The 21,187-nt window shown below is 71.7% G+C and carries 17 protein-coding genes; 6 read left to right on the top strand and 11 right to left on the bottom strand.

Features of this window, described 5'->3' with window-relative positions:
* From ME121_RS29400 to ME121_RS29410, 3 genes are all read right to left on the bottom strand, one after another.
* A partial coding sequence (locus ME121_RS29400) for a 2-dehydropantoate 2-reductase (RefSeq protein WP_059410078.1) occupies positions 1–673 on the bottom strand: 673 nt, incomplete at its 3' end.
* Positions 674–680: 7 nt separating this feature from the next.
* Positions 681–2,174 carry an IMP dehydrogenase gene (gene guaB, locus ME121_RS29405; RefSeq protein WP_012317111.1) on the bottom strand — a complete coding sequence of 498 codons (1,494 nt, stop codon included), beginning with the start codon at positions 2,172–2,174 and terminating at the stop codon, positions 681–683.
* A gap of 248 nt (positions 2,175–2,422) precedes the next feature.
* Complete coding sequence (locus ME121_RS29410) at positions 2,423–3,313, bottom strand: DUF3313 domain-containing protein (protein WP_012317110.1); 891 nt, start codon at positions 3,311–3,313, stop codon at positions 2,423–2,425.
* A gap of 207 nt (positions 3,314–3,520) precedes the next feature.
* Between ME121_RS29410 and ME121_RS29415 the strand changes: the two genes are divergently transcribed.
* Positions 3,521–4,969 carry an MFS transporter gene (locus ME121_RS29415; protein WP_059410079.1) on the top strand — a complete coding sequence of 483 codons (1,449 nt, stop codon included), beginning with the start codon at positions 3,521–3,523 and terminating at the stop codon, positions 4,967–4,969.
* Here ME121_RS29415 and ME121_RS29420 read toward each other — a convergent pair whose 3' ends face one another.
* The 4 genes from ME121_RS29420 to ME121_RS29435 form a co-directional block, all read right to left on the bottom strand.
* A complete protein-coding gene (locus ME121_RS29420) occupies positions 4,970–5,497 on the bottom strand; it encodes a DoxX family protein (protein WP_059410080.1) in 528 nt (175 codons plus the stop codon).
* A gap of 75 nt (positions 5,498–5,572) precedes the next feature.
* Positions 5,573–6,739: a multidrug effflux MFS transporter gene (locus tag ME121_RS29425; protein WP_041372450.1), complete on the bottom strand. Its 1,167-nt coding sequence runs from the start codon at positions 6,737–6,739 to the stop codon at positions 5,573–5,575.
* Positions 6,740–6,931: 192 nt separating this feature from the next.
* Positions 6,932–8,218 (bottom strand): MFS transporter, encoded by a 1,287-nt coding sequence (locus ME121_RS29430; RefSeq protein WP_012317106.1) that lies wholly within the window; start codon positions 8,216–8,218, stop codon positions 6,932–6,934.
* A 29-nt stretch (positions 8,219–8,247) separates the two neighbouring features.
* Positions 8,248–8,664 (bottom strand): MarR family winged helix-turn-helix transcriptional regulator, encoded by a 417-nt coding sequence (locus tag ME121_RS29435; RefSeq protein ID WP_012317105.1) that lies wholly within the window; start codon positions 8,662–8,664, stop codon positions 8,248–8,250.
* A 159-nt stretch (positions 8,665–8,823) separates the two neighbouring features.
* Between ME121_RS29435 and ME121_RS29440 the strand changes: the two genes are divergently transcribed.
* Positions 8,824–13,668 (top strand): NAD-glutamate dehydrogenase, encoded by a 4,845-nt coding sequence (locus ME121_RS29440; RefSeq protein ID WP_059410074.1) that lies wholly within the window; start codon positions 8,824–8,826, stop codon positions 13,666–13,668.
* 4 nt (positions 13,669–13,672) lie between these two features.
* On the opposite strand, the gene ME121_RS29445 is transcribed toward ME121_RS29440, so the two are convergent.
* Positions 13,673–14,848, bottom strand: a complete 1,176-nt coding sequence (locus ME121_RS29445; protein ID WP_059410075.1) for an MFS transporter — start codon at positions 14,846–14,848, stop codon at positions 13,673–13,675.
* A gap of 211 nt (positions 14,849–15,059) precedes the next feature.
* Positions 15,060–15,560 (bottom strand): Ros/MucR family transcriptional regulator, encoded by a 501-nt coding sequence (locus ME121_RS29450; RefSeq protein ID WP_024827887.1) that lies wholly within the window; start codon positions 15,558–15,560, stop codon positions 15,060–15,062.
* A gap of 320 nt (positions 15,561–15,880) precedes the next feature.
* Between ME121_RS29450 and ME121_RS29455 the strand changes: the two genes are divergently transcribed.
* Entirely contained in the window at positions 15,881–17,659 is a 1,779-nt protein-coding gene (locus tag ME121_RS29455; RefSeq protein ID WP_059410076.1) for an outer membrane beta-barrel protein, read from the top strand.
* A 7-nt stretch (positions 17,660–17,666) separates the two neighbouring features.
* Here ME121_RS29455 and ME121_RS29460 read toward each other — a convergent pair whose 3' ends face one another.
* Together ME121_RS29460 and ME121_RS29465 are read right to left on the bottom strand one after the other, a co-directional pair.
* Entirely contained in the window at positions 17,667–18,371 is a 705-nt protein-coding gene (locus ME121_RS29460) for an SDR family NAD(P)-dependent oxidoreductase (RefSeq protein WP_012317100.1), read from the bottom strand.
* A gap of 63 nt (positions 18,372–18,434) precedes the next feature.
* On the bottom strand, positions 18,435–18,923 hold the full coding sequence (locus ME121_RS29465; RefSeq protein WP_245337794.1) for a nucleoside deaminase: 489 nt from the start codon (positions 18,921–18,923) through the stop codon (positions 18,435–18,437).
* A 146-nt stretch (positions 18,924–19,069) separates the two neighbouring features.
* Here ME121_RS29465 and ME121_RS29470 point away from each other — a divergent pair, with 146 nt between their 5' ends.
* From ME121_RS29470 to ME121_RS29475, 3 genes are all read left to right on the top strand, one after another.
* On the top strand, positions 19,070–19,261 hold the full coding sequence (locus tag ME121_RS29470) for a CsbD family protein (RefSeq protein ID WP_012317098.1): 192 nt from the start codon (positions 19,070–19,072) through the stop codon (positions 19,259–19,261).
* A 77-nt stretch (positions 19,262–19,338) separates the two neighbouring features.
* On the top strand, positions 19,339–19,515 hold the full coding sequence (locus tag ME121_RS34450) for a DUF1328 domain-containing protein (RefSeq protein WP_012317097.1): 177 nt from the start codon (positions 19,339–19,341) through the stop codon (positions 19,513–19,515).
* A gap of 131 nt (positions 19,516–19,646) precedes the next feature.
* Positions 19,647–21,187 (top strand): pseudouridine synthase (locus tag ME121_RS29475; protein WP_059410077.1); only part of this gene is annotated, 1,541 nt, incomplete at its 3' end.

A 21,187-nucleotide genomic window follows, 5' to 3' on the forward strand; every position in this document is an offset into this window, starting at 1 on the left:
CCGCGTGCAGCGCGGTGATCAGCGCGGTGCCCCCGGGCGCCGCCACGATGTCGCCGACCGCGGCGCGCATGAGCGTGGTCGCCCCGGCGAGCGTCGCCAGGAACACCCACTTCTCCCACATCTCCTGCAGGATCACGTCGCTCAGGCGCGGCTGGAACTTGAGGCCGCGCATCAGCGCGTCGACCGCCTCGATGCGCGACGAGCGCGACCCGTCGCGCTCGCCGTAGGTGATGCTGCACAGCTCGCTCATGTGGCGGATCTCGCCGTCCGGCGCGAGCGTCGCGGCGATCGCGCAGGAGCCGCCGAGCACCCGCTCGGCGCCGAACCGGGCGTCGAGGACGTCGAGATGCGACATGCCGTTGAGCACGGGCAGGATCGCGGTGTCGGGCCCGACGGCCGGCGCCAGGTCCGCGACGGCGCTGTCGAGGTCGTAGGCCTTGCACGACAGCAGGATCAGGTCGAACCGCCCGGCCCCGGCCAGCTTATCGGCCGTGACGGTGGGCGGATCGGGCAAGTGCAGGTCGCCGAGCGGCGAGCGGACGTTCAGGCCGTCCGCCGCCAGCTTCGCCGCCCGCGCCGGCCGCACCAGGAAGGTCACGTCGGCGCCCGCCTCGGCGAGGCGCGCCCCGTAATAGCCGCCGGTCGCGCCGGCCCCGACGATCAGCGTGCGCATCGGTCCCTCAGGTCCGCGACGGGTAGTTCGGGCTCTCGCGGGTGATCGTCACGTCGTGGACGTGGCTCTCGCGCAGGCCGGCATTGGTGATGCGGATGAACTGCGCCCGCTCCTGGAACTCGGGGATCGTGGCGCCGCCGACGTAGCCCATGGCGGCGCGCAGGCCGCCGGCGAGCTGGTGAAGGACGTTGCCCACCGGGCCCTTGTAGGGGACCTGCCCCTCGATTCCCTCCGGCACGAGCTTGTGCGTGTCGTTCACCTCGGCCTGGAAGTAGCGGTCGGCCGAGCCGCGGGCCATGGCGCCCACCGAGCCCATGCCGCGGTACGACTTGTACGAACGGCCCTGGTAGAGGAACACCTCGCCGGGCGCCTCGTCGGTCCCGGCGAGCAGCGAGCCGAGCATCGCCACCGAGGCGCCGGCCGCGATCGCCTTGGCGAGATCGCCGGAATACTTGATGCCGCCGTCGGCGATGACCGGGATGTCGGCCTCGCCGGCCGCCTCGACGGCCTCCATCAGCGCGGTGAGCTGCGGCACGCCGACGCCCGCAACGATGCGGGTCGTGCAGATCGAGCCCGGGCCGATGCCGACCTTGATGGCGTCGGCGCCGGCATCGATCAGCGCCTTGGCGCCGTCCCGCGTCGCGACGTTGCCGGCCACGACCTGCACGGCGTTCGAGAGCTGCTTCACCCGGGCGACGGCGTCGAGCACCTTGATCGAGTGGCCGTGGGCGGTGTCCACCACGATGACGTCGCAGCCGGCGTCGATCAGGCGCTCGGCCCGCTCGAAGCCGCTGTCGCCCGTCGTCGTGGCGGCGGCGACGCGCAGGCGGCCCTGCTCGTCCTTGACGGCGTTCGGGTAGGCGACGCGCTTCTCGATGTCCTTGACGGTGATCAGGCCGATGCAGCGGTAATGGTCGTCGACGACCAGCAGCTTCTCGATCCGGAACTGGTGGAGCAGCCGCTTGGCCTCGTCCTGCGTCACGCCCTCGCGGACCGTGATCAGGCGGTCGCGGGTCATCAGCTCGGCGACCGGCTGGTTGGAGTTCGTCGCGAAGCGGACGTCGCGGTTGGTCAGGATGCCGACGAGCTTGCCCCGCGAGCCGTTGGGGCCGCGCTCGACCACCGGGATCCCCGAGATGCGGTTGAGCTTCATCACCTCGAAGGCGTCGGCGAGGGTCTCGTCGGGGTGGATGGTGATGGGGTTCATCACCATGCCGGACTCGTACTTCTTGACGAGGCGGACCTGCTCGGCCTGCTCCGGCGGCTCGAGGTTGCGGTGGATGACGCCCATGCCGCCGTTGGCCGCCATGGCGATGGCCATCGGCGCCTCGGTGACGGTGTCCATCGCCGAGGCGAGGATCGGCAGGTTCAGGGGGATCGTGCGGGTCAGCCGCGAGGCGACGCTGACCTCGGTCGGCATCACCGAGGAGGCGGCGGGCCGCAGGAGCACGTCGTCGAAGGTGAGGCCCTCGATGATCGATGCGGTTTCTACTCGGGCCATGTGCCAACTTTCCTCGGACGGCGGCGCATTGGGGGTCGCGCTACGGGATCGGGTTGGCAAGTGCCAGTATCACGGGCTCCGCGAGGGCGCCAATGCGCGGTTGATGCGTCGCTGCGCGAAAACGCGCATGGCTCGGGGCTTATCCACGCCCGGTCGAGGCGCGCGGCGGCGTCCTGACGGGATCTCAGCCGTCAGGACCGAGGCGCCCCCGCCGTCTTCCCAGCGGGGCGGATACGGTGGCGAGCGGCCTAGCGCATCGCCGGCGCGGCCGGGCCCTTGTCGGTGTACTCGGGCGGCAGGCCGATATAGTCGCCGAGCATACCGTCGATGCCCGGAGCGCGGCCGAACGCCTCGCAGTCGGGGTCGAGGGGCGCCTCGCCGAGGGTCGTGATGCGGATCCGGTCCCAGGTCGGGATCGTGTTGGGCGCCGTGAACGGGTCGTCGCCGGTCGCCAGCATGTAACCGAAATCCTGGCCGAACTCGCCGGCGAGGTCGTAGGCGTCGCTGGCGCGGGAGAAGCGCGGCTGGCTGGTGAAGGAGTTCGCCGCGCCGCCCCACACCATGGCGGCCCGCTGCTCGCGACGCCGGTCCAGCGCCTCGGCCTCGACGGTCAGGCTGCCGAGCCCGATCGGCACGCGCGGGATCGGCACGCGCCCGACGCCCTCGGCGAAGCTCAGGCCGAGCTGCGACGCCACGGTCACGCCCGCGGAGCCCGCGATGGTCGCGCCGGCCCCGAGGAGATCGGTCGGCTCGACGCGGGTGACCTGCGCCCGCACGGTCAGGTCGGCATCACGGCTCGTGACGATGTCGTACTTCAGCGACAGGTCGTAGCACAGCGCCCGGTCGGCGGCGTTCGCGATGAGGCGCCGCTCGGCCGCGGTCAGCGGGGCGGCACCGGACACGTCCGCGTGGAACGCCGTCGGGATGATGCGCACCGTGCGGGCCTTCGCCAGGGCCGGCCGGTCGACGTAGATCCGCGAGGCCGAGGCGACCTGATCGCTGGACTTCAGCCGGTCGTAGCGCGTGAGCGAGCCGCGATCGTTGAGCAGGACGGTGCCGCAGGCGGCCACCATCGACAGGAGGGCGACGCCGGCGGCGATCCGCGGCAGGGAGCGGATCTTGCTGGGGCTGGACTGCATCGAGTTCCTCGCGCGCCGGCCCCGGGCCGGCTGAAGCGGCCTCACGGACGCGTGATGGAAACTTAGCCATTGGAGCACCCGCGAAAAAGGTGGCTCCGCGCCGCTGCTCAACCTCTGTTGCACGATGGATACATTCGCGAAACACGAGGGTGCGAGGTGGCCGCGCTGCCGTGCAACCGCGGCGGCGCGCCATGCGTCTGCTGTGTGATGCCTGCCACCGCCCAAAGACCGCTCTGGATCGTCCCGCTGACGGTCGCCACCGCGCTGTTCATGGAGAACACCGATTCTACGGTGATCGCCACGGCGCTCCCGAGCATCGCGGCGAGCCTTCACGAGGACCCGATCGCCCTCAAGCTCGCGCTGACCTCCTACCTGGTCAGCCTCGCGATCTTCATCCCGGTGAGCGGCTGGATGGCGGACCGGTACGGGTCGCGGACCGTGTTCCGCGCGGCCCTCGTGGTGTTCATGGCGGGCTCGCTCGCCTGCGCGGCCGCGAACGGGCTCGCGTGGTTCGTCGCCGCGCGGTTCCTCCAGGGCATGGGCGGCGCCATGATGGTGCCGGTCGGACGGCTCGTGGTGCTGCGCAGCGTGCCGAAATCGCAGCTCGTCACGGCGCTGGCCTACCTGACCTTCCCGGCCCTCGTCGGCCCGGTGCTGGGTCCGCCGGTGGGCGGCCTGATCACCACGTGGTTCGACTGGCGCTGGATCTTCTTCATCAACCTGCCGATCGGCTGCGCCGGAATCGTCCTGGCGAGCCTGTACTTCGAGGATGTGCGCGAGCCGGAGCGGCCGCCCCTCGATCTCCTCGGCTTCGTGCTGCTCGGGACCGGCCTCGCCGCCCTGATGCTCGGCCTCGCCTCCCTCGGCCGCCACCTGCTGCCGGCGGCCGTCTCGTGGGGCTGCCTCGCCGCGGGCGCGGTGCTCCTGCCCCTCTACTGGGCGCATGCCCGGCGGGTGGCCTACCCGATCGTCCGGCTCGACCTGATGCAGCGGCCGACCTTCCGAGTCGCGGTGCTCGGCGGCAGCCTGTTCCGGATCGGCACCGGTGCCATCCCGTTCCTGCTGCCGCTGATGCTGCAGGTCGGCTTCGGGCTCGACGCGCTGCAGTCCGGCCTGATCACCTTCGCGGCGGCGGCCGGCGCGATGTTCGTGAAGACCCTGGGTCCGCGAATCCTGCGCCGCACCGGCTTCCGCGCGCTGATGGTCTGGAACGCGCTGCTCGCCTCGGCCTTCCTGGCGGTCAACGGGTTCTACACCGCGCAGACGTCCCACTGGATCATGGTGATCCTGCTGTTCGTCGGCGGCTGCTCGCGCTCCATCCAATTCACCTGCGTCAACGCCATCGCGTACGCCGATCTCGAATCGAAGGAGATGAGCGCGGCCACGAGCTTCGCCAGCGTCTGCCAGCAGCTGTCGCTGAGCCTCGGCGTCACGCTCGGCGCGCTGGCGCTCGAGGGAAATGCCGGGTTTCACGGTCGGACGGAGATCCAGGCGTCGGATTTCGGGCCCGCCTTCTTCGCCGTCGCAGTGATCTCGGCGGCCTCGGCACTGGCCTTCCGCAACCTGTCGCCGGATGCCGGCGCGGAGATCTCCGGGCGGAAGATGGCTGCCGCGCCGCCCGCCCCGACGACCGAGATGAGGCCGCGGCACGGCTGATCAGGCCGCGGCGCGGGCCGGCGGCCTGCCGGCAGCGCTCTTGCCGCCGTTCCGCGGCGCGCTGCCCTTGCCGGACGCCTTCGCGGCGGCGGGCTTCGCGCTCGGCGCCGCCGCGCGGGTTCCGGCGCGCCAGCCCTGCCAGCTGAGGGCGCCCGGACCGCTCAGGGCGTACATGAGGAACCCGCCCGCGAGGCCGAGATCGGCCAGCATCAGCGCGCGCTCGGCGACCGCGGCGGGTCCCACATAGTACCAGAACGGGTGGAGCACGAAGGCCGTCACGGCGGCGAACAGCGCGAGCGCCAAGCCGGTGAGCCCGGGCAGGACCCCGAGGATCAGGGCGAGCGGTCCGAATACCTGGACCAGCACGGCGGCGGTGGCGACGCCATTGGGAAACGGCATCCCGGCCCCCGCGAGCGTCAGCGCGAATCCCGACACGTTGAGCGCCCGGGCGATCCCGGTCGGCAGGAGCGCGGCGGCCAGCAGCAGGCGCGCGACGAGGAGGGTTCCGTCCTGGGCGCGGGCGAGCATCGGCATGTCCGGTCGGCGGGGATCAGGACCGGAGCTTTGCAACTTTCCGCTGAAGACCGCGTTAAGGGCGCCCGTTCAACCGCCGACGCCGCCGCGGAAGAGTCGGCCGCGCTCGGTCCACGCGACCACGAGGAGCGCCAGGGCGCCCAGACTGGCGTAGCCGATCGCCACGGGAAGCACCGTGCCGTCGAAGGACTGGCCGATCAGGAAGCCGCAGAGCGCGCCCAGGATCGTCGTGTAGAAACCCAGGAACGACGAGGCCGTGCCGGCGATGGCGCCGAGGGGCTCCAGCGCGAGGGCGTTGAAATTCGGCATCGCGAAGCTGATCAGGAACTGGTTCACCGCGAGGATCGAGAGGAACAGCGCCAGCGGCGGGTGGCCGCGATAGGCGAGGCCGACGCCGACCTGCACCAGGCCGACCAGCGTGAACGCGATGACGCCGCTGTGCGACATCGCCCGCATCCCGAGCCGCCGGACCACGCGGGCGTTGATCAGCGTCGCCGCGCCCATGGCGCCGGCCACGAGCCCGAAGGCCAGCGGGAAGAGCGGCCCGAGGTGGTACAGGCCGGTATCGAAGACCTGCTGGGCCGAGCCGACGTAGCCCATGATACAGCCGGTCATCAGCCCGAGCGCGGTGGCGTAGCCGACGGCGACGCGGGTCTTCAGCGTCAGCCGGATCGCCTCCCAGGTCGCGGCCGGCGAGAGCGGCCGGCGGTACTCCGGGTGCAGGGTCTCGGGCATCCGCAGGGAGAACCAGAGCGTCAGCCAGAAGGCGAGGACCAGCATCGAGACGAAGACGTAGACCCACGAGCCCAGCGCCAGCATCATGCCGCCGATCGCCGGCGCGATCATCGGGACGATCAGGAAAACCATCATGGTGAGCGACATCACGCTCGCCATCTCGCGGCCGGCGAACCGGTCGCGCACGATCGCCACCGACAGCACCCGCCCGCCGGCGGCGCCGATGCCCTGGATGATCCGCGCGGCGAGCAGCCAGCCGAAGCTCGGCGCCACCATGGCGAGGCCGCAGCCGACCACGTAGATGGCGAGGCTCGCCAGCAGCACCGGCCGGCGCCCGAGGGCGTCGGAGACCGGTCCGTAGACGATCTGCGCGAAGCCGAAGCCGATCATGTAGACGTAGACGAGGAGCTGCAGCCGGTTGGGATCGGGCACGGCGAAGCGCGCCTCGATGGCCGGGAACGCGGGCAGCAGGTTGTCGATGGAGATCGCCGTCACCGCCATCATCAGGGCGATGATGGCGACGAACTCGGCGAAGCCCGGCCCCGACCAGGGTCGCGGGGCGCGGACGTCCTGGACCGGCGGGACGGGCCGAATCGCGATGGTCACGGCGGGCTCTCGGAATGCGCTGGAACGCGCCGACCAGGGCTCGTCCTTCGCGGCGCAGTTGTGACAACCCTGCCCGCGCCGCGCAGTTCAGGCCGGCAGCGGGCGCAGGACCGGCTCGCTCGGCTTCCGCCCGACGAAGGCGGCCATCAGGGCGGCGACCAGGCAGAGCAGGCCGGCCGACACGAAGGCGCCGAGATAGGTGCCGCTCTCGGTCCGGACCATGCCGGCGAGCCACGCCGCGGACGCCGCGCCGATCTGGTGCGCGGCCGCGATCCAGCCGAACATCAGCGCGGCGTTCTCCTCCCCGAAGGATTTGCCCGCGAGCTGGACGGTGGGCGGAACCGTGGCGATCCAGTCGAGCCCGTAGAAGACCGCGAACAGCGACAATCCGTAGAAGCTGTAGTCGAACGAGTAGGGCAGGAAGATCAGCGAGAGGCCGCGCAGCCCGTAGTACCAGGCGAGGAGCTTGCGCGAGTCGAACCGGTCGGTGAGCCAGCCCGACGCCGTGGTGCCGATCAGGTCGCAGATCCCCATCAGCGCCAGAAGGCCGGCGGCCGTGACCTCGGCGATGCCGTGATCGATGCAGGCCGGGATCAGGTGGGTGCCGATCAGCCCGTTGGTCGAGGCGCCGCAGATGAAGAACGTCCCGGCGAGCAGCCAGAAATCCCGGGAGCGCAGGCCGATGCGCAGACCGCGAAGCGCCCGCACGGCCGGGTTCTCGGTCAGAACCGGCGTCGGCGTCACCGCGTCCTCGCCGTAGCGGGGCAGCCCGAGATCTGCCGGTCGGTCGCGCAGGAACAGGGCGGCCAGCGGGATCAACGCCAGGGTCGCGCCGGCGACCACAAGGGAGACGGACCGCCACCCCTGCCCCACCGCGATCGAGGCCAACATCGGCAGGAAGACGAGCTGCCCCGTGGCGCTGCTCGCGGTCAGCAGGCCGAGCACGAGGCCCCGGCGCTTGGCGAACCAGCGACCTGCCACGGTGGCGCCGAGCACGTTGGCCACCATGCCGGATCCGGATCCGACGACCAGGCCCCAGAGCAGGACCATCTGCCACGGCGCGGTCATCAGGCTCGTGGCGGCGGTGCCGATCGCCAGGATCAGCAGCGCGCCGCAGACCGAGCGCCGCAGGCCGAACCGCTCGATGATCGCCACCGCGAACGGGCCGATCATCCCGTAGAGGAAGATATTGAGCGCGATGCCGACGCCGATCGTGGCCGCCGTCCAGCCGAACTCCCGCTCCCAGGGGACGATCAGCACGCTCGGCGTGGCGCGGACCCCGGCCCCGACGAGCAGGACCAGGAAGGTCACCGCGACGACGATCCAGGCATAGTGCAGGCGCGAGCCGGGGCGCGTCTCTGTCAGGGCGGTCATGGACGGGCTCCGGAAGCGGTGCGGATCGGTCAGGCGGCGGAGATCAGGGCCTCCGCCACCGCGGAGACGGTCGCGGGATCGACCCGGGCATTGATGCGGCTCTGCGCCTCGCGCCAGTAGGGCGTCGCGGCCGCGAGAGCCTCCCGGCCCGACGCGGTCAGGGACACGCGGCGCTCGCGCGGATCCGCCGCGCCGGGGGTGATCGCGACGAGGCCGCGGCGCTTGAGCGGGTCGAGGTTGCGGCCCATCGTGGTCCGCTCCAGCGCCGCCTCGGCAGCGAGGCGCGAGACCGGGACTGGCCCGAGCCGGTCCAGATGACGCAGGATCGCGAATTGCGTCACCCGGAGGCCGGTCGGCTTCAGGGCGGCGTCGTAGCTCGCCGTCAGCGCCCGCGTGGCGCGACGCAGGGCGGAGCAGGTGCACGGCTCGGGCGACGGGGCGCTCATGGCATAGGTGTATATGCACGCATCGCGCGCCCGGCAAGCCGACGCTGACGGTTCGCGACGATCGACACCCGTCGGCGCGGAAACGGCCGGGCGCCGTCATCGACACGGCCGGTCACGCTGCTATCGCTGGGGCGAGTGACCCGGTTCGGGAGAAGCGCGATGACACTCGAGACCGCGACGGCGTTGTCCTCCTCGGAGCAGAAGACGGCCCGCACCGGGCTGATAGAGGCGGCCGCCGACATCGTCACCGAGCAGGGCGGCCCGGGCGGCTTCGTCCGCGACCTGTTCGGCCGCGTGACACCGGAGGATCTCGCCCCCTACGACGCCTCGGTCCTGGCGGACCTCGCCGCCCGCGCCCGCGCCTTCCTGTCCGAGCCCCGCAGGCCCGGCGACCCGGCGCGGATGCGCCTAAGCGACCGCGAGCTGGTGCGCGACGGCCGTCCGCGCGAGACGACGGTCCTCGAGGTCATCAACGACAACCGGCGATTCCTGCTGGACTCGACCCTGGCCGAACTGACCGAGCAGGGCCTCGCTCCGCAGCTCGTCGCGCACCCGATCCTCGGCGTGGAGCGGGACGGCTCGGGCGGGCTCATCCGGGTGGTCGGAGAGACGACCGCGGACGCGCAGGGGAGTCTCGCGCGCGAGAGCTTCATCCACATCCATCTCGACCGCCTGGCGGTTGAGACCGGCGAGCGGCTCCTGAACGCCCTCGCGGCCGTCTACCGCGACGTCGCCCTGGCGGGTGACGACCGCGACGCCATGCTGGCGCGCCTCACCGACCTCGCCGCCGATCTCGGGCGCGGGCCGACGCCGATGCCGGAAACGGAGACCGAGGAGGCGCGCGCCTTCCTCGAATGGCTGACGGACGGCCAGTTCCTCATCCTCGGCATGCAGGAGCACGGCATCGCGGGCGATGCCCACCCGCTGGTCGAGGGGTCGAGCCTCGGCGTGCTCCGCGATCCCGGCGCCACGCCCCTGCGCCGGGGCCGGACGCCGGTGGACTACACGCCGGAGATCCTCGCCTTCCTGGAGGAGCCGCAGCCGCTGATCATCACCAAGGCCAGCGTGAAGTCGCGGGTCCACCGCTCGGCCTACCTGGACTATGTCGGCGTCAAGCTGTTCTCGGGCCTCGGCAAACTCTCGGGCGAGGTGCGGATCGTCGGCCTGTTCACCGCCTCCGCCTACACGAGCCCGGCCCGCGAGGTGCCCGTGCTGCGCCGGAAGGTGGAGGCCGTGGTCGATCGCGCCGGCCTGGACCCGGCGAGCCATGCCGGCCGGAGCCTCCTCGCCGTGCTGGAGGGCTACCCGCGGGACGAGCTCTTCCAGATCGACAGCGAGCGGCTCTACCGGTTCACCCTGGCGATCGCCGCGCTGGCCGACCGGCCGCGGGTCCGCGTGCTGTCCCGCCCCGACCGGTTCGGCCGGTTCGTCTCGCTTCTCGTCTACGTCCCGAAGGACCGCTACGATTCCGCGGTTCGCGGCCGGATCGGCAGCTATCTGGCCGAGACCTACCGCGGGCGGCTCAGCGCGGCCTACCCCGACTATCCGGAAGGCTCGCTGGCCCGGATCCACTACATCATCGGCCTGCCCGATCAGGGCAGCCCCGAGCACGATCCCGCCTCCCTCGAGGCCGGGATCGTCGCCCTGGTCCGGACCTGGGGCGACGCGCTGCGGGCGGCGCTGGCCGAATCCGAGGGCGGCGACCGCGCGCGCCGGCTGGCCGCCCGATACGGCGACGCGTTCTCGGCCGCCTACCGGGACGATTTCCAGCCCGAGAGCGCCGTCGCGGACGTGCTGATCCTCGACGGCCTCGGTGAGACGCAGCCGCGGGCTGTCCATCTCGATCGGCGCCCCAGCGACGCCGCCGCGCAGGTCCGCCTGAAGGCGTTCTCGCGCGGCACGGCGATCGCGCTGTCCGACCGGGTCCCGGCGCTGGAGAATCTCGGTTTCCGCGTCCTCAACGAGCGCACGTACCAGATCGCGCCGTCCGGCACGGAGGAGGCCGCGCAGGTCTGGCTGCACGACATGCTGATCGAGCGCGCCACCGGCGCCCCGATCGACCTCGCGGCGCTGGAGCGGCCGCTGGAGGCGGCGATGCTCGCCATCGCGGACGGCATCGCCGAGTCCGACGGCTACAACCGGCTCGTCCTGGAGGCTGCCCTGCCCTGGCGGGAGGCGGCCCTGCTCCGGGCCCTCGGCCGCTACCTGCGCCAGCTGCGCATCCGCTACGGGCAGGACTATCTCGCGGGCACGCTGAGCCGCCACGCCGGGATCGCGCGCGCGATCGTGGCCCTGTTCCGCGCCCGGTTCGACCCCGCCCTCGCCGGCGACCGGACAGCCCAGGAGGCGGAGGTGCGCGCCGGCATCGAGACCGCCCTCGCCGGTGTCACGAGCCTCGACGACGACCGGATCCTGCGTCGGTTCGTCAATCTCGTCGAGGCGGCGGTGCGGACGAACTTCTACCAGACCGGCGCCGACGGGCAGCCTCGGGAGACGATCAGCTTCAAGTTCGCCTGCGCGAAGGTGACGGCGATGCCGCTGCCGCGGCCGTTCTTCGAGATCTTCGTCTACGCGCCCCGCGTCGAGGGCGTGCACCTGCGCTTCGGCTACGTCGCCCGTGGCGGGCTGCGCTGGTCCGACCGGCCGGAGGATTTCCGCACCGAGATCCTCGGCCTCGTGAAGGCCCAGCAGGTGAAGAACGCCGTGATCGTGCCGGTCGGCGCGAAGGGCGGCTTCTTCCCGAAGCGGCTGCCGCCGGCCTCCGACCGGGCCGGCTGGATGCAGGAGGGGACCGAGAGCTACCGGATCTTCATCCGCACGCTCCTCGAGCTGACCGACAACATCGTCGACAACGCCATCGTGCCGCCGCCCGACACGGTGCGGCACGATCCCGACGACGCCTATCTGGTGGTGGCGGCCGACAAGGGTACGGCCACCTTCTCGGACATCGCCAACGCCCTCTCGCTGGAGAAGGGCCACTGGCTGGGCGACGCGTTCGCGTCCGGCGGCAGCCAGGGCTACGACCACAAGGGCATGGGCATCACTGCCCGCGGCGCCTGGGAGGCGGTGCGCCGGCACTTCCGCGAGATCGATGTCGACGTGCAGACCGACCCCATCGTCACGGTCGGCGTCGGCGACATGTCGGGCGACGTGTTCGGCAACGGCATGCTGCTCTCCGCGAGCCTCCGCCTGATCGCGGCCTTCGACCACCGCGACATCTTCCTCGACCCGAACCCGGACGCCGCGCGCAGCTTCGCCGAGCGGCGGCGTCTGTTCGACCTGGGGCGGTCCTCCTGGGCGGACTACGACAGGAGCCTGATCTCGGACGGCGGCGGCGTGTTCTCGCGCAGCCTGAAGACCGTGCCGCTCTCGGACGCGATTCGGTCCGCACTGGGCTTCGATCGGTCCGAAGCGACGCCTACCGAATTGATGCAGGCGATCCTGAAGGCGCCCGCCGACCTGCTCTGGTTCGGCGGTATCGGCACCTATGTTCGGGCCACCACCGAGACCGACGAGGATGCCGGCGACCGCGCCAACGATGCCCTGCGCATCACCGGGCCGGAGCTGCGCGCGAAGGTCGTCGGCGAGGGCGCGAATCTCGGCCTGACGCAGCGCGGACGCATCGAGGCGGCGCGCGCGGGCGTCCGGCTCAACACCGACGCCATCGACAACTCGGCCGGCGTGAACACCTCGGACGTCGAGGTCAATATCAAGATCGCGCTCATGACGCCGGAGCGGGACGGGAGGCTCAGCTACGAGGCGCGCAACGCCCTTCTCGCCGACATGACCGACGAGGTGGGGCGCCTCGTGCTGCGCAACAACGAGTTGCAGACGCTCGCCCTGTCCCTCGCCCAGCGCGGCGGCCTCGGCGAGACCGGCTTCGCGATGCGGACGATGCAGGCGCTGGAGGCGGAGGGGCGGCTCGACCGGGCGGTGGAGTTCCTGCCGGACGACGGCACGCTCGCCGAGCGCATGCGGCGGAACGAGGGGCTGACCCGGCCGGAATACGCGGTGCTGCTGGCCTACGCGAAGCTGTCGCTGCACGACGCGATCCTCGAGAGCGCCGTGCCGAACGACCCGTATTTCGACCGCGAGCTGCAGCGCTACTTCCCGAAAGCCCTGCGCGATCGCTTCCCGGACGCCGTCAAGGGCCATCGGCTGCGCCGCGAGATCATCGCCACGGCACTCGCCAACATCATCGTCAACCGCGGCGGCCCGTCGCTGGTGACGCGCCTCGTCGACGGCACCGGGGCCGACGCCGCGACCATCGCCAAGGCCTACGCGGTAACTCGCGACGCGTTCGGCCTGATGGAGCTGAACCTCGCCATCGACGGCCTCGCGGGCCGGGTCTCCGGCACGGGGCAGCTCGACCTCTACGCGGAGGTGCAGGATCTGCTGACGAACCGCATCGTGTGGTTCATCCGCAACCTCGACCTGAGCGGCGGCCTCGCGCCGGTGGTCGCCCGCTATAGGGACGGCATCGCCGCCGTGGAGGCGGCCCTGCCCAAGGTGCTCGGCGACGAGGCGCTGGCGACGATCGGCGCCCGCGAGTCTGAGCTGACCGGGCACGGCATGGCGCCGGCCCAGGCGCGGCGCCTCGCCTCGCTCGGGGCGCTGGTCTCCGGCCCCGACATCGTCCGGGTCGCCGAGGCCAGCGGCCGGCCGGTCGAGGAGGTCGCGGCGACGCATTTCGCCCTGGAACACGCCTTCCGCCTGGACGATCTCGCCGCCGCGGCCCGGACCGTGCCGGTGGCCGACACGTTCGACCGCGTCGCCCTGGAGCGGGCGGGCGCCGGCATCGCCGCCGCGCACCGCAAGCTCACGGCCGAGGTGGTGGCGGATCTCGGCGCCGGGCCGGACGCGGTGGAGGCCTGGATCCGGGCGCGCGGCGCACCGCTCGCCCGGATCCGCGAGGCCGTCGACGCGATCAGCGCGTCCGGCCTGACGGTGTCCAAGGCGACCGTGGCGGCGAGCCTGCTCGGCGACCTCGTCCGGACCGACTGAGCGATCAGGCGCCGGGCGCGGATGCCGGGGCGGCGCCCTGGCGCCCGCGACTGACCGCGGTGAGCACCAGCCCGAGACCGGCGAGCGACACCGCCGCGGCGATCAGCGGCAGCTGGCCGTAACCGGCCCCGAGCGTCAGCGCCGTGCCGCCGATCCAGGCGCCGGCGGCGTTGCCGAGATTGAAGGCGCCCTGGTTCAACGTGGAGGCGAGGTTCGGGGCGTCGCTGGCCGCCTCCACGACCCAGATCTGCAGGGGCGAGACGAGGGCGAAGACCAGCCCCGACCAGAGCACCACCACCGCCACCGTGAGCACGGGATGGTGCGCGACCGCGGCGAGCACCAGCAGGGCCGCCACGATGCCCAGGAAACTGCCGATGATCGTAGCCATCGGACCGCGGTCGGCCAGATGGCCGCCCAGCAGATTGCCGACGGTCAGGCCCGTGCCGGCGGCGAACAGCACGCCGGTCACGCCCTGCGGCGTGAAACCGGTCACACCGGTCAGGAACGGCGTGACGTAGGTGAACACCGTGAAGAAGCTCACCGATGACAGGGTCGAGATCAGCATCGGCCGCAGCACCGGCCAGCGCCCGAGCGCGCGGAACTCGCTGATGAGCCGGCCGCGCGTCCCGGGGAGCCCGTCCGGCACGCAGAGCTGGATCGCGAGCCCCGCCGCGAGCCCGATCACGACCACCGCCCAGAAGGTCGAGCGCCAGCCCGCCTCCTGCCCGAGGGCGGTGCCGAGCGGCACGCCGAGTACGTTGGCGAGGGTGAGGCCCGCGAACATCAGCGAGACCGCCTGCGTCCGCTTCTCCCGCGGCACGAGATCCCGCGCCACGACGGCGCCGATGCCGAAGAACGCGCCGTGGGCGAAGGCCGTCAGAATCCGCGCGGCCATCAGGAGGCCGTAGCTGGGTGCCAGCGCGCAACCGAGGTTGCCCGCGAGGAACACGGCCATCAGCGCGAGGAGCGCGGTCTTGCGCGGCAGTCCCGCGGTGGCGATGGCCACGATTGGCGCGCCGACGACCACGCCCATGGCGTAGCCCGAGACCAGATAGCCCGCCTGCGGAATGGTGACGCCAAAGCTCTGCGCCACCTCCGGGAGCAGGCCCATGATGACGAATTCGGTGGTGCCGATCCCGAACGAGGCGACGGCGAGGGCGAGGATCGGCAGAGGCGGCACGGGGACGTCCTTCGGCGCGGGCGGGTTCCGATGGTGCAGAGCAGCATCGCAGCGCGGTCGCCGTTGGATAGCGTCGGGGGCGCGGCGCACAGTTGCGCGACGCGCAGGGGCACGGGACGTCGGTGCGAGTCCACCGACGCGGCCCGTACTGCTGCCGATCGGTCGAGCGGCGCGCCGGGAACGCGGAACAGCCCAGTCCTTGGTCGTCCCCTTACTCGGCCAGCACCTTCTTCCGGCCCCGCGATTTGGCGGCCGGCGCGGGCGGCGCCTCGGGTGCGGCCGCGGTCCCGCCGCGGGTCTTGCGGCGCTGCTGTCCGAGGCCGAGGGCGCGGGCCAGCTCGGATCGCTGCGCCGAATAGCTCGCCGCGGTCATCGGATAGTCCCGCGGCAAACCCCACTTCTCGCGGTAGGCCTCGGGCGTCAGGCCGCGCAGCGTCAGGTGCCGCCGGAGCGTCTTGTACGGCTTCCCGTCCTCGAAGCTGACAATATGATCAGTCGTGACCGACTTGCGGATCTGGGACGGACTTAATTTTTCAACCGCCGAATTCGCGGCGCGACCTTGAGTTGTCAAACCGTTCAGCGCCGCGTGGATCCCGCCGATCAATCCGGGAAGTTCCGACACCGGAACGGAATTGTTCGACACGTAAGCGGCGACGATATCGACTGCGAGCCCGATCGCCGGGCCGTGCTCGCTGCCTGCGTTCTCACTCACGTCAAACCTCAGGAGTTACAGTTGTTCGGGTCGATCAATCCCTATCGGATGCGATCGAAGTCTGAGCGTCTTTAGCATAGTATACGCGAAATCTCAATCGTATTCGTGATGGACAAGTCAGATCGCTGCGTCGCTGCCGGATCCTGCCGCCACGAGGCCGTTGACGGGCCATTAACCACGTCGCCGCTAGGGTTCGTTAACCATGCCGGCAACCTGTTCTGGGGCGGCGTGACCTGTGATCTCCGCACGCGGGTGCCGGGGACTTTGGCGGAGACCGGGATCAGGTGCGGACGGCGGCTGACCGGTGGGAACGGCGGAGGATGCGGCTCGTCGCGGCGGCGCTCGGAGTCGCGCTCGCGGCGCCCGCGGTAGCCCAGCGGTTCGATGCGACGAGCCCTGTCACCGGGCAGCCCGACAATCCCGGTATCGGCCAGGACACGGCCCCGAACGGTCTGCCCGCGCTCAAGCGCAGCATCCCGGACGGCCTGAACCGCGACCAGACCCGCGGCGCGCTCGGCGGCGACGCGACCGGCGGCGAGCAGACCGGCGGCGACAGCCTCCGATCACCGCTCTCGCCCCCCGCGCCGACGCAGATCCCGGGTCAGCCCGGCTTGTCCCAGCTCAGCACCCGCGTCACCACGGGGGGACGGCGCACCGGCGGATCCTCGACGGCGCCGGCCAACCTCGCGCCGTCGACCCTCCTGCGCACGCGGGCCGCGCCGCCGCGGCGGATCGGCTCCGCGACGCGGCGAGTGACCCAGGACGTGACGCAGATCCCGCCGCCGGCGCTGCGGCTGACGCCGGTGGTCCAACAGGCAGTGGTCGGCGTTCCGAACCCGCAGGTCGTGACGCCGATCCGGCCGACCCTCCCGTTCCAGTCCATCGCGCCGGCTCTCGGGCTCCTGACCCCGGGCTTCATCCTTGGCACCGACCTGGCGCGCGCGATCCCGACCGACCCGGCCTACGCGCCGATCGGCTATCAGGTCGGGACCTTCACGGTGCTCCCGACCTTCGCGCAGAGCGTCGGCTACGACACGAATCCGGACCAGACCACCCGCCAGATCGCCAAGGGCTCGGTCGCGCTGCGCACCGACGCCACGGTCGACTTCCGCAGCAACTGGGCCTCCAGCTCGCTCCTGGGCTCTCTCCGGGGATCCTACCTGGAGACGCCGCAGAACGAGGCGGCGAGCCGCCCCGCGGCCGACGGCGTGGTCCGGCTGCGCATCGACGCCAACCGGGACCTGCGCATCGACGCGGAGGGGCGGTTCCTGGTGGACACGCAGCGGACGTCGAGCGCCAACCTCCAGGCCGCCACCGCCACGACGCGGCCGCTCCTGGCCGTCTACGGCGGTTCGCTCGGGGCCACGGAGACGTTCAACCGCCTGTCGGTCACCCTGCGTGGGTCCGTCGACCGCTCCGAGTTCGACAATGCGCGCCTCGCGGACGGGACGATCGTCAACCAGTCCGACCGCAACCTGAACCAGTACAGCCTGCAACTGCGCACGGCCTACGAGATCAATCCGGATTTCAGCCCGTTCATCGATCTGCTCGGCGATACGCGCGTCTACGACCAGCGCTTCGACGCGACGGGCATCCGACGGGATTCGGACGGCATCGCGGTCGCCTTCGGAACGAGCATCGGCCTCGCGCGCTCGGTGACGGGCGAGATCTCGGCCGGCATCCAGCACCGGACCTACGTCGATCCGAGCCTGCGCGACATCAACGCCCCGCTGCTCAACGCGGCCCTCGTCTGGGCGGCGAGCCCGCTCACCACCGTGCGGTTCACCGCCGCGACCGGCGTCACCGAGACGACGATCCCGGGCTCCAGCGGCGTGCTCACCGAGGTCGCCACGCTGGAAGTGCAGCATGACCTGCTGCGCAACCTCTCGATTGTCCTCGGCGGATCGTATCTCCGGAACGACTACCAGAGCAGCAGCATCCGCGAGAACGGCTTCTCGGCGACCGCGCGGCTCGACTACCACTTCACCCGCTGGCTGACCCTGCGCGGCACTTACATCTATCAGAAGTTTGACAGCACGGTCGCCGGATCCAGCTTCCGGGAGAACACCTTCCTGCTCGGCCTGCGGGTGAACCCCTGAGGCGGCGTCAGAACCGTTCCGTCCAGGGACGCAGTTCCAGCTCGGAGGTCCAGGCGCTTCGGTCCTGACGCAGGAGGTCGCGATAGGCCCGGGCGATGGCGTCGGGATCGAGGTGGCTGTCGGGCGCCTCCGGCGGCTCGCCGCCGCGGGCCGGATTGCGGATCGCGCCGTCGATCACGATGTGGGCGACGTGAATGCCCCGGGGCTGCAGTTCGCGAGCGAGGCTCTGGCCGAGTCCCCGCAGGGCGAACTTCCCCATGGCGAACGGCGACGACTCGGCGAAGCCCTTCACGCTCGCCGACGCGCCGGTCAGCAGGATCGCGCCGTGGCGGCGCGGCAGCATCCGGCGCGCCGCGGCCTGCGCCACCAGGAATCCGCCATACGCCGACACCATCAGGGCCCGGGCAACCGCGTCCGGATCGAGGTCGGCGACCGGGCCGCGGAGGCGGCCGCTCGCGTTGTAGACGACGACGTCCGGGGGGCCGCCGAGCGCGGGTTCGAGGCGGGCGAACAGGGCCTCGACCTCCGCGGGCTGGCTGGCGTCGCAGGCGTGGACCGCCGCGCCCGTCTCGGCCGCCAGCGCGGCGAGCTTGTCGACGTTCCGGGCGGCGAGGCCGACCGCCATGCCGTCGGCCGCAAGCACGCGCGCGAGCGACGCGCTGAGGCCGGAGCCTGCCCCGACGATCAGGGCTCTTGAATAGGTCGGGATCATCGTGCCCTCCTCCGCTGGCCCGCCCCGGGCCGATAGGAACCTGTTCGGTCGCCGGTCAACACGTCAGTCCCGGCGTTGCGCGAAAAACACCCTGAGCAGGGCCGCCGCCTCGCGCTCGCGGAAACCGCCGTAGACTTCCGGCGCGTGGTGACAGGTCGGCTGGTCGAAGACGCGCGGCCCGTGCTCGACCCCGCCCCCCTTCGGATCGGCCGCGCCGTAGTAGAGCCGCCGGATCCGGGCGAAGGATATCGCGCCGGCACACATCGGGCACGGCTCCAGGGTGACGTAGAGATCGCAGCCGACGAGGCGCTCGGTGCCGAGCGTAGCGCACGCAGCGCGGATCGCCAGGATCTCCGCATGCGCCGTCGGATCGTGCAGTTCGCGCGGCCGATTGTGGGCGACCGCCAGGACGGTCCCGTCCCGGACCACCGCGGCGCCGACCGGGACCTCCCCGGCCGCGGCCGCGGCGCGGGCGGCCGCGAAAGCGTGATCGAGCGCGGTCAGGCTTCCGGACGCTTCCGCCCTGGCCGGATGGATCGGATCGGCAGCCAAGCTGTTCTCATCCCACTGACGCGACGGGCATCGGGCAGCGGGCTCGCCTGATCCAGGTCAATGTTAAGGCCTGGAACATTCCGCCGACCGTGACCGTTTCAGGAACCAGTGCGGCGTCGCCGCAGATCGAGCAAGAGGACAACGCCATGAGCAGCACCACCGACAAGATCAAGGGCGTCGCCAACGAGGCCCTCGGCAAGGCCAAGCAGGGCATCGGCGACGTGACCGGCAACGACAAGCTCAAGGCCGAGGGCGCCGCTCAGGAGCTCAAGGGCAAGGCCCAGGGCACGGTCGGCGACGCCAAGAGCGCGGTGAAGTCCGCCACCGACAAGCTCTGATCGTCGAGCGCGACCGGAACGGAACCCGCCGCGCGCGGGTTCCACAACTGAACCGACCCGAATAACGCGAGGATGCCATGATCGGTTGGGCTGTCACGTTTCTCGTCGTCGCTCTCGTGGCGGCGCTCCTCGGTTTCGGCGGCATCGCCGGCACGGCGATGGAGGCGGCCAAGATCGTCTTCTTCGTGGCGATCGCGCTGTTCCTGATCTCCGCCGTGTTCGGTGTGATGCGCGGGCGTTCGCCCAGGCTCTGACGCCGACGGGTCCCCGACCCGCGATCCGGTCTTCGAGGCGGTCCCAGCGGGCCGCCTCTTTGCGTTGAGGGCACCTGCCCCCGTGCACAACCCGTCTCGCCTGTCGAGACCGGCTCTGATAAGCGGCAAGCATGAGCGACTTGCCGAACGACGATAAGCCGGAGGGGACCGCCCGTCCGGCCCCCGAGTCAGCGCGCACCGAGGGTTGGGCGCCGCCGACCGATGCGGGCCGCGCCGACACCGAGGGCGACGGGTCCGCCAAGTCCGCCGCGAAGAAGGCCGCCCGAAAGGCCAAGCCGCAGCCTCCTCAGCAGACGGTCCCTGCGCCGGAGCCCGAACCCGCCTCGTCCGCCGACACCGAGGGCCTGATCGAGACGCCGCCCGGCGAGCGCATCGCGAAGGCGATGGCTCGGGCTGGCATCGCCTCGCGGCGCGACGCCGAGACGATGATTGTGGCCGGACGCGTGAGCGTCAACGGCGAGACGCTGACGTCCCCCGCCCGCAACGTCACCGAGAACGACCGCATCCTGATCGATGGCGAGCCGATGCCGTCGCGGGAGCGCAGCCGCCTGTGGATCTTCCACAAGCCGCGGGGCGTGGTGACGACCGCCCGGGATCCGGAGGGCCGGCAGACGGTGTTCGACGTGCTCCCGGAGGATCTACCCCGGGTCGTGGCTGTCGGACGGCTCGACATCAACACCGAGGGGCTGCTGCTCCTCACCAACGATGGTGGGCTCGCCAAGGTGATCGCGCATCCTGACACGGGCTGGCTGCGCCGCTACCGGGTCCGCGCCCACGGCGACACCGATCAGGCCCAACTCGACCGGCTGGCCAAGGGCGTCACCATCGACGGGATGGAGTACGGCCCCGTCGAGGCGACGCTCGACCGGGTGCAGGGCGACAACGTCTGGCTGACACTCGGCCTGCGCGAGGGCAAGAACCGCGAAGTCAAGCGCATCCTGGAGCATCTCGGGCTCTCGGTGAACCGGCTGATCCGGCTCTCCTTCGGGCCGTTCCAGCTCGGCGACCTAGAAGTCGGTCTGGTCGAGGAGGTGCGGACCCGCGTGCTCAAGGATCAGCTCGGCAAGAGCCTCGCCGAGCAGGCCGGCGTGGATTTCGACAGCCCGGTCCGCGAGCCGATCGCGCCGTTCGGCGGCACCCGCCCGGCGGATCGCGATGCCAAGTCCGCGCAGCCGGCGCCGGCCCGGCGCAACGCCGCGCGTCCCGCGCCGGCGCCGCGCGTTTCGACCGGAGGCGCCGGTCCCGGACCGCGTAGCTCCACGTGGCGCGATGAGGACGCGGCGAAGCCCCGGGGCACGCGCGTGCCCCGGCGCGGCGCGGATCCCCGGACCGCACAGGCGGCCGCGGCGGAACGCGGCCGCGAGCGCGTCGGCTCGATCCGCGCCGGTGAGCGCCGGGTCGTCGTCGAGCGGCTGTCCGCCACACCGGCGGAGCCGGCCCCCGTCGCCAAGCCGAAGCGCCGCTTCGCCGACCGCGGAGCGCCGGAGCGACAGGAACGCCCCGCCGGTCCGCGCAACGAGCGCCGCGGCGACGAGCGCCCGCGTCGCGAGACCGCGCGGAGCGACGCACCGCGTGACGAGCGGCGATTCGACGAGCGCGGCGGCAAGTCCGGAGGACGGCGCGAACGGACGTTCGAGGCCGGGCCGACCGA

The sequence above is a fragment of the Methylobacterium sp. ME121 genome, assembly GCF_000974725.1.
Taxonomy (GTDB): Bacteria; Pseudomonadota; Alphaproteobacteria; order Rhizobiales; family Beijerinckiaceae; genus Methylobacterium; species Methylobacterium radiotolerans.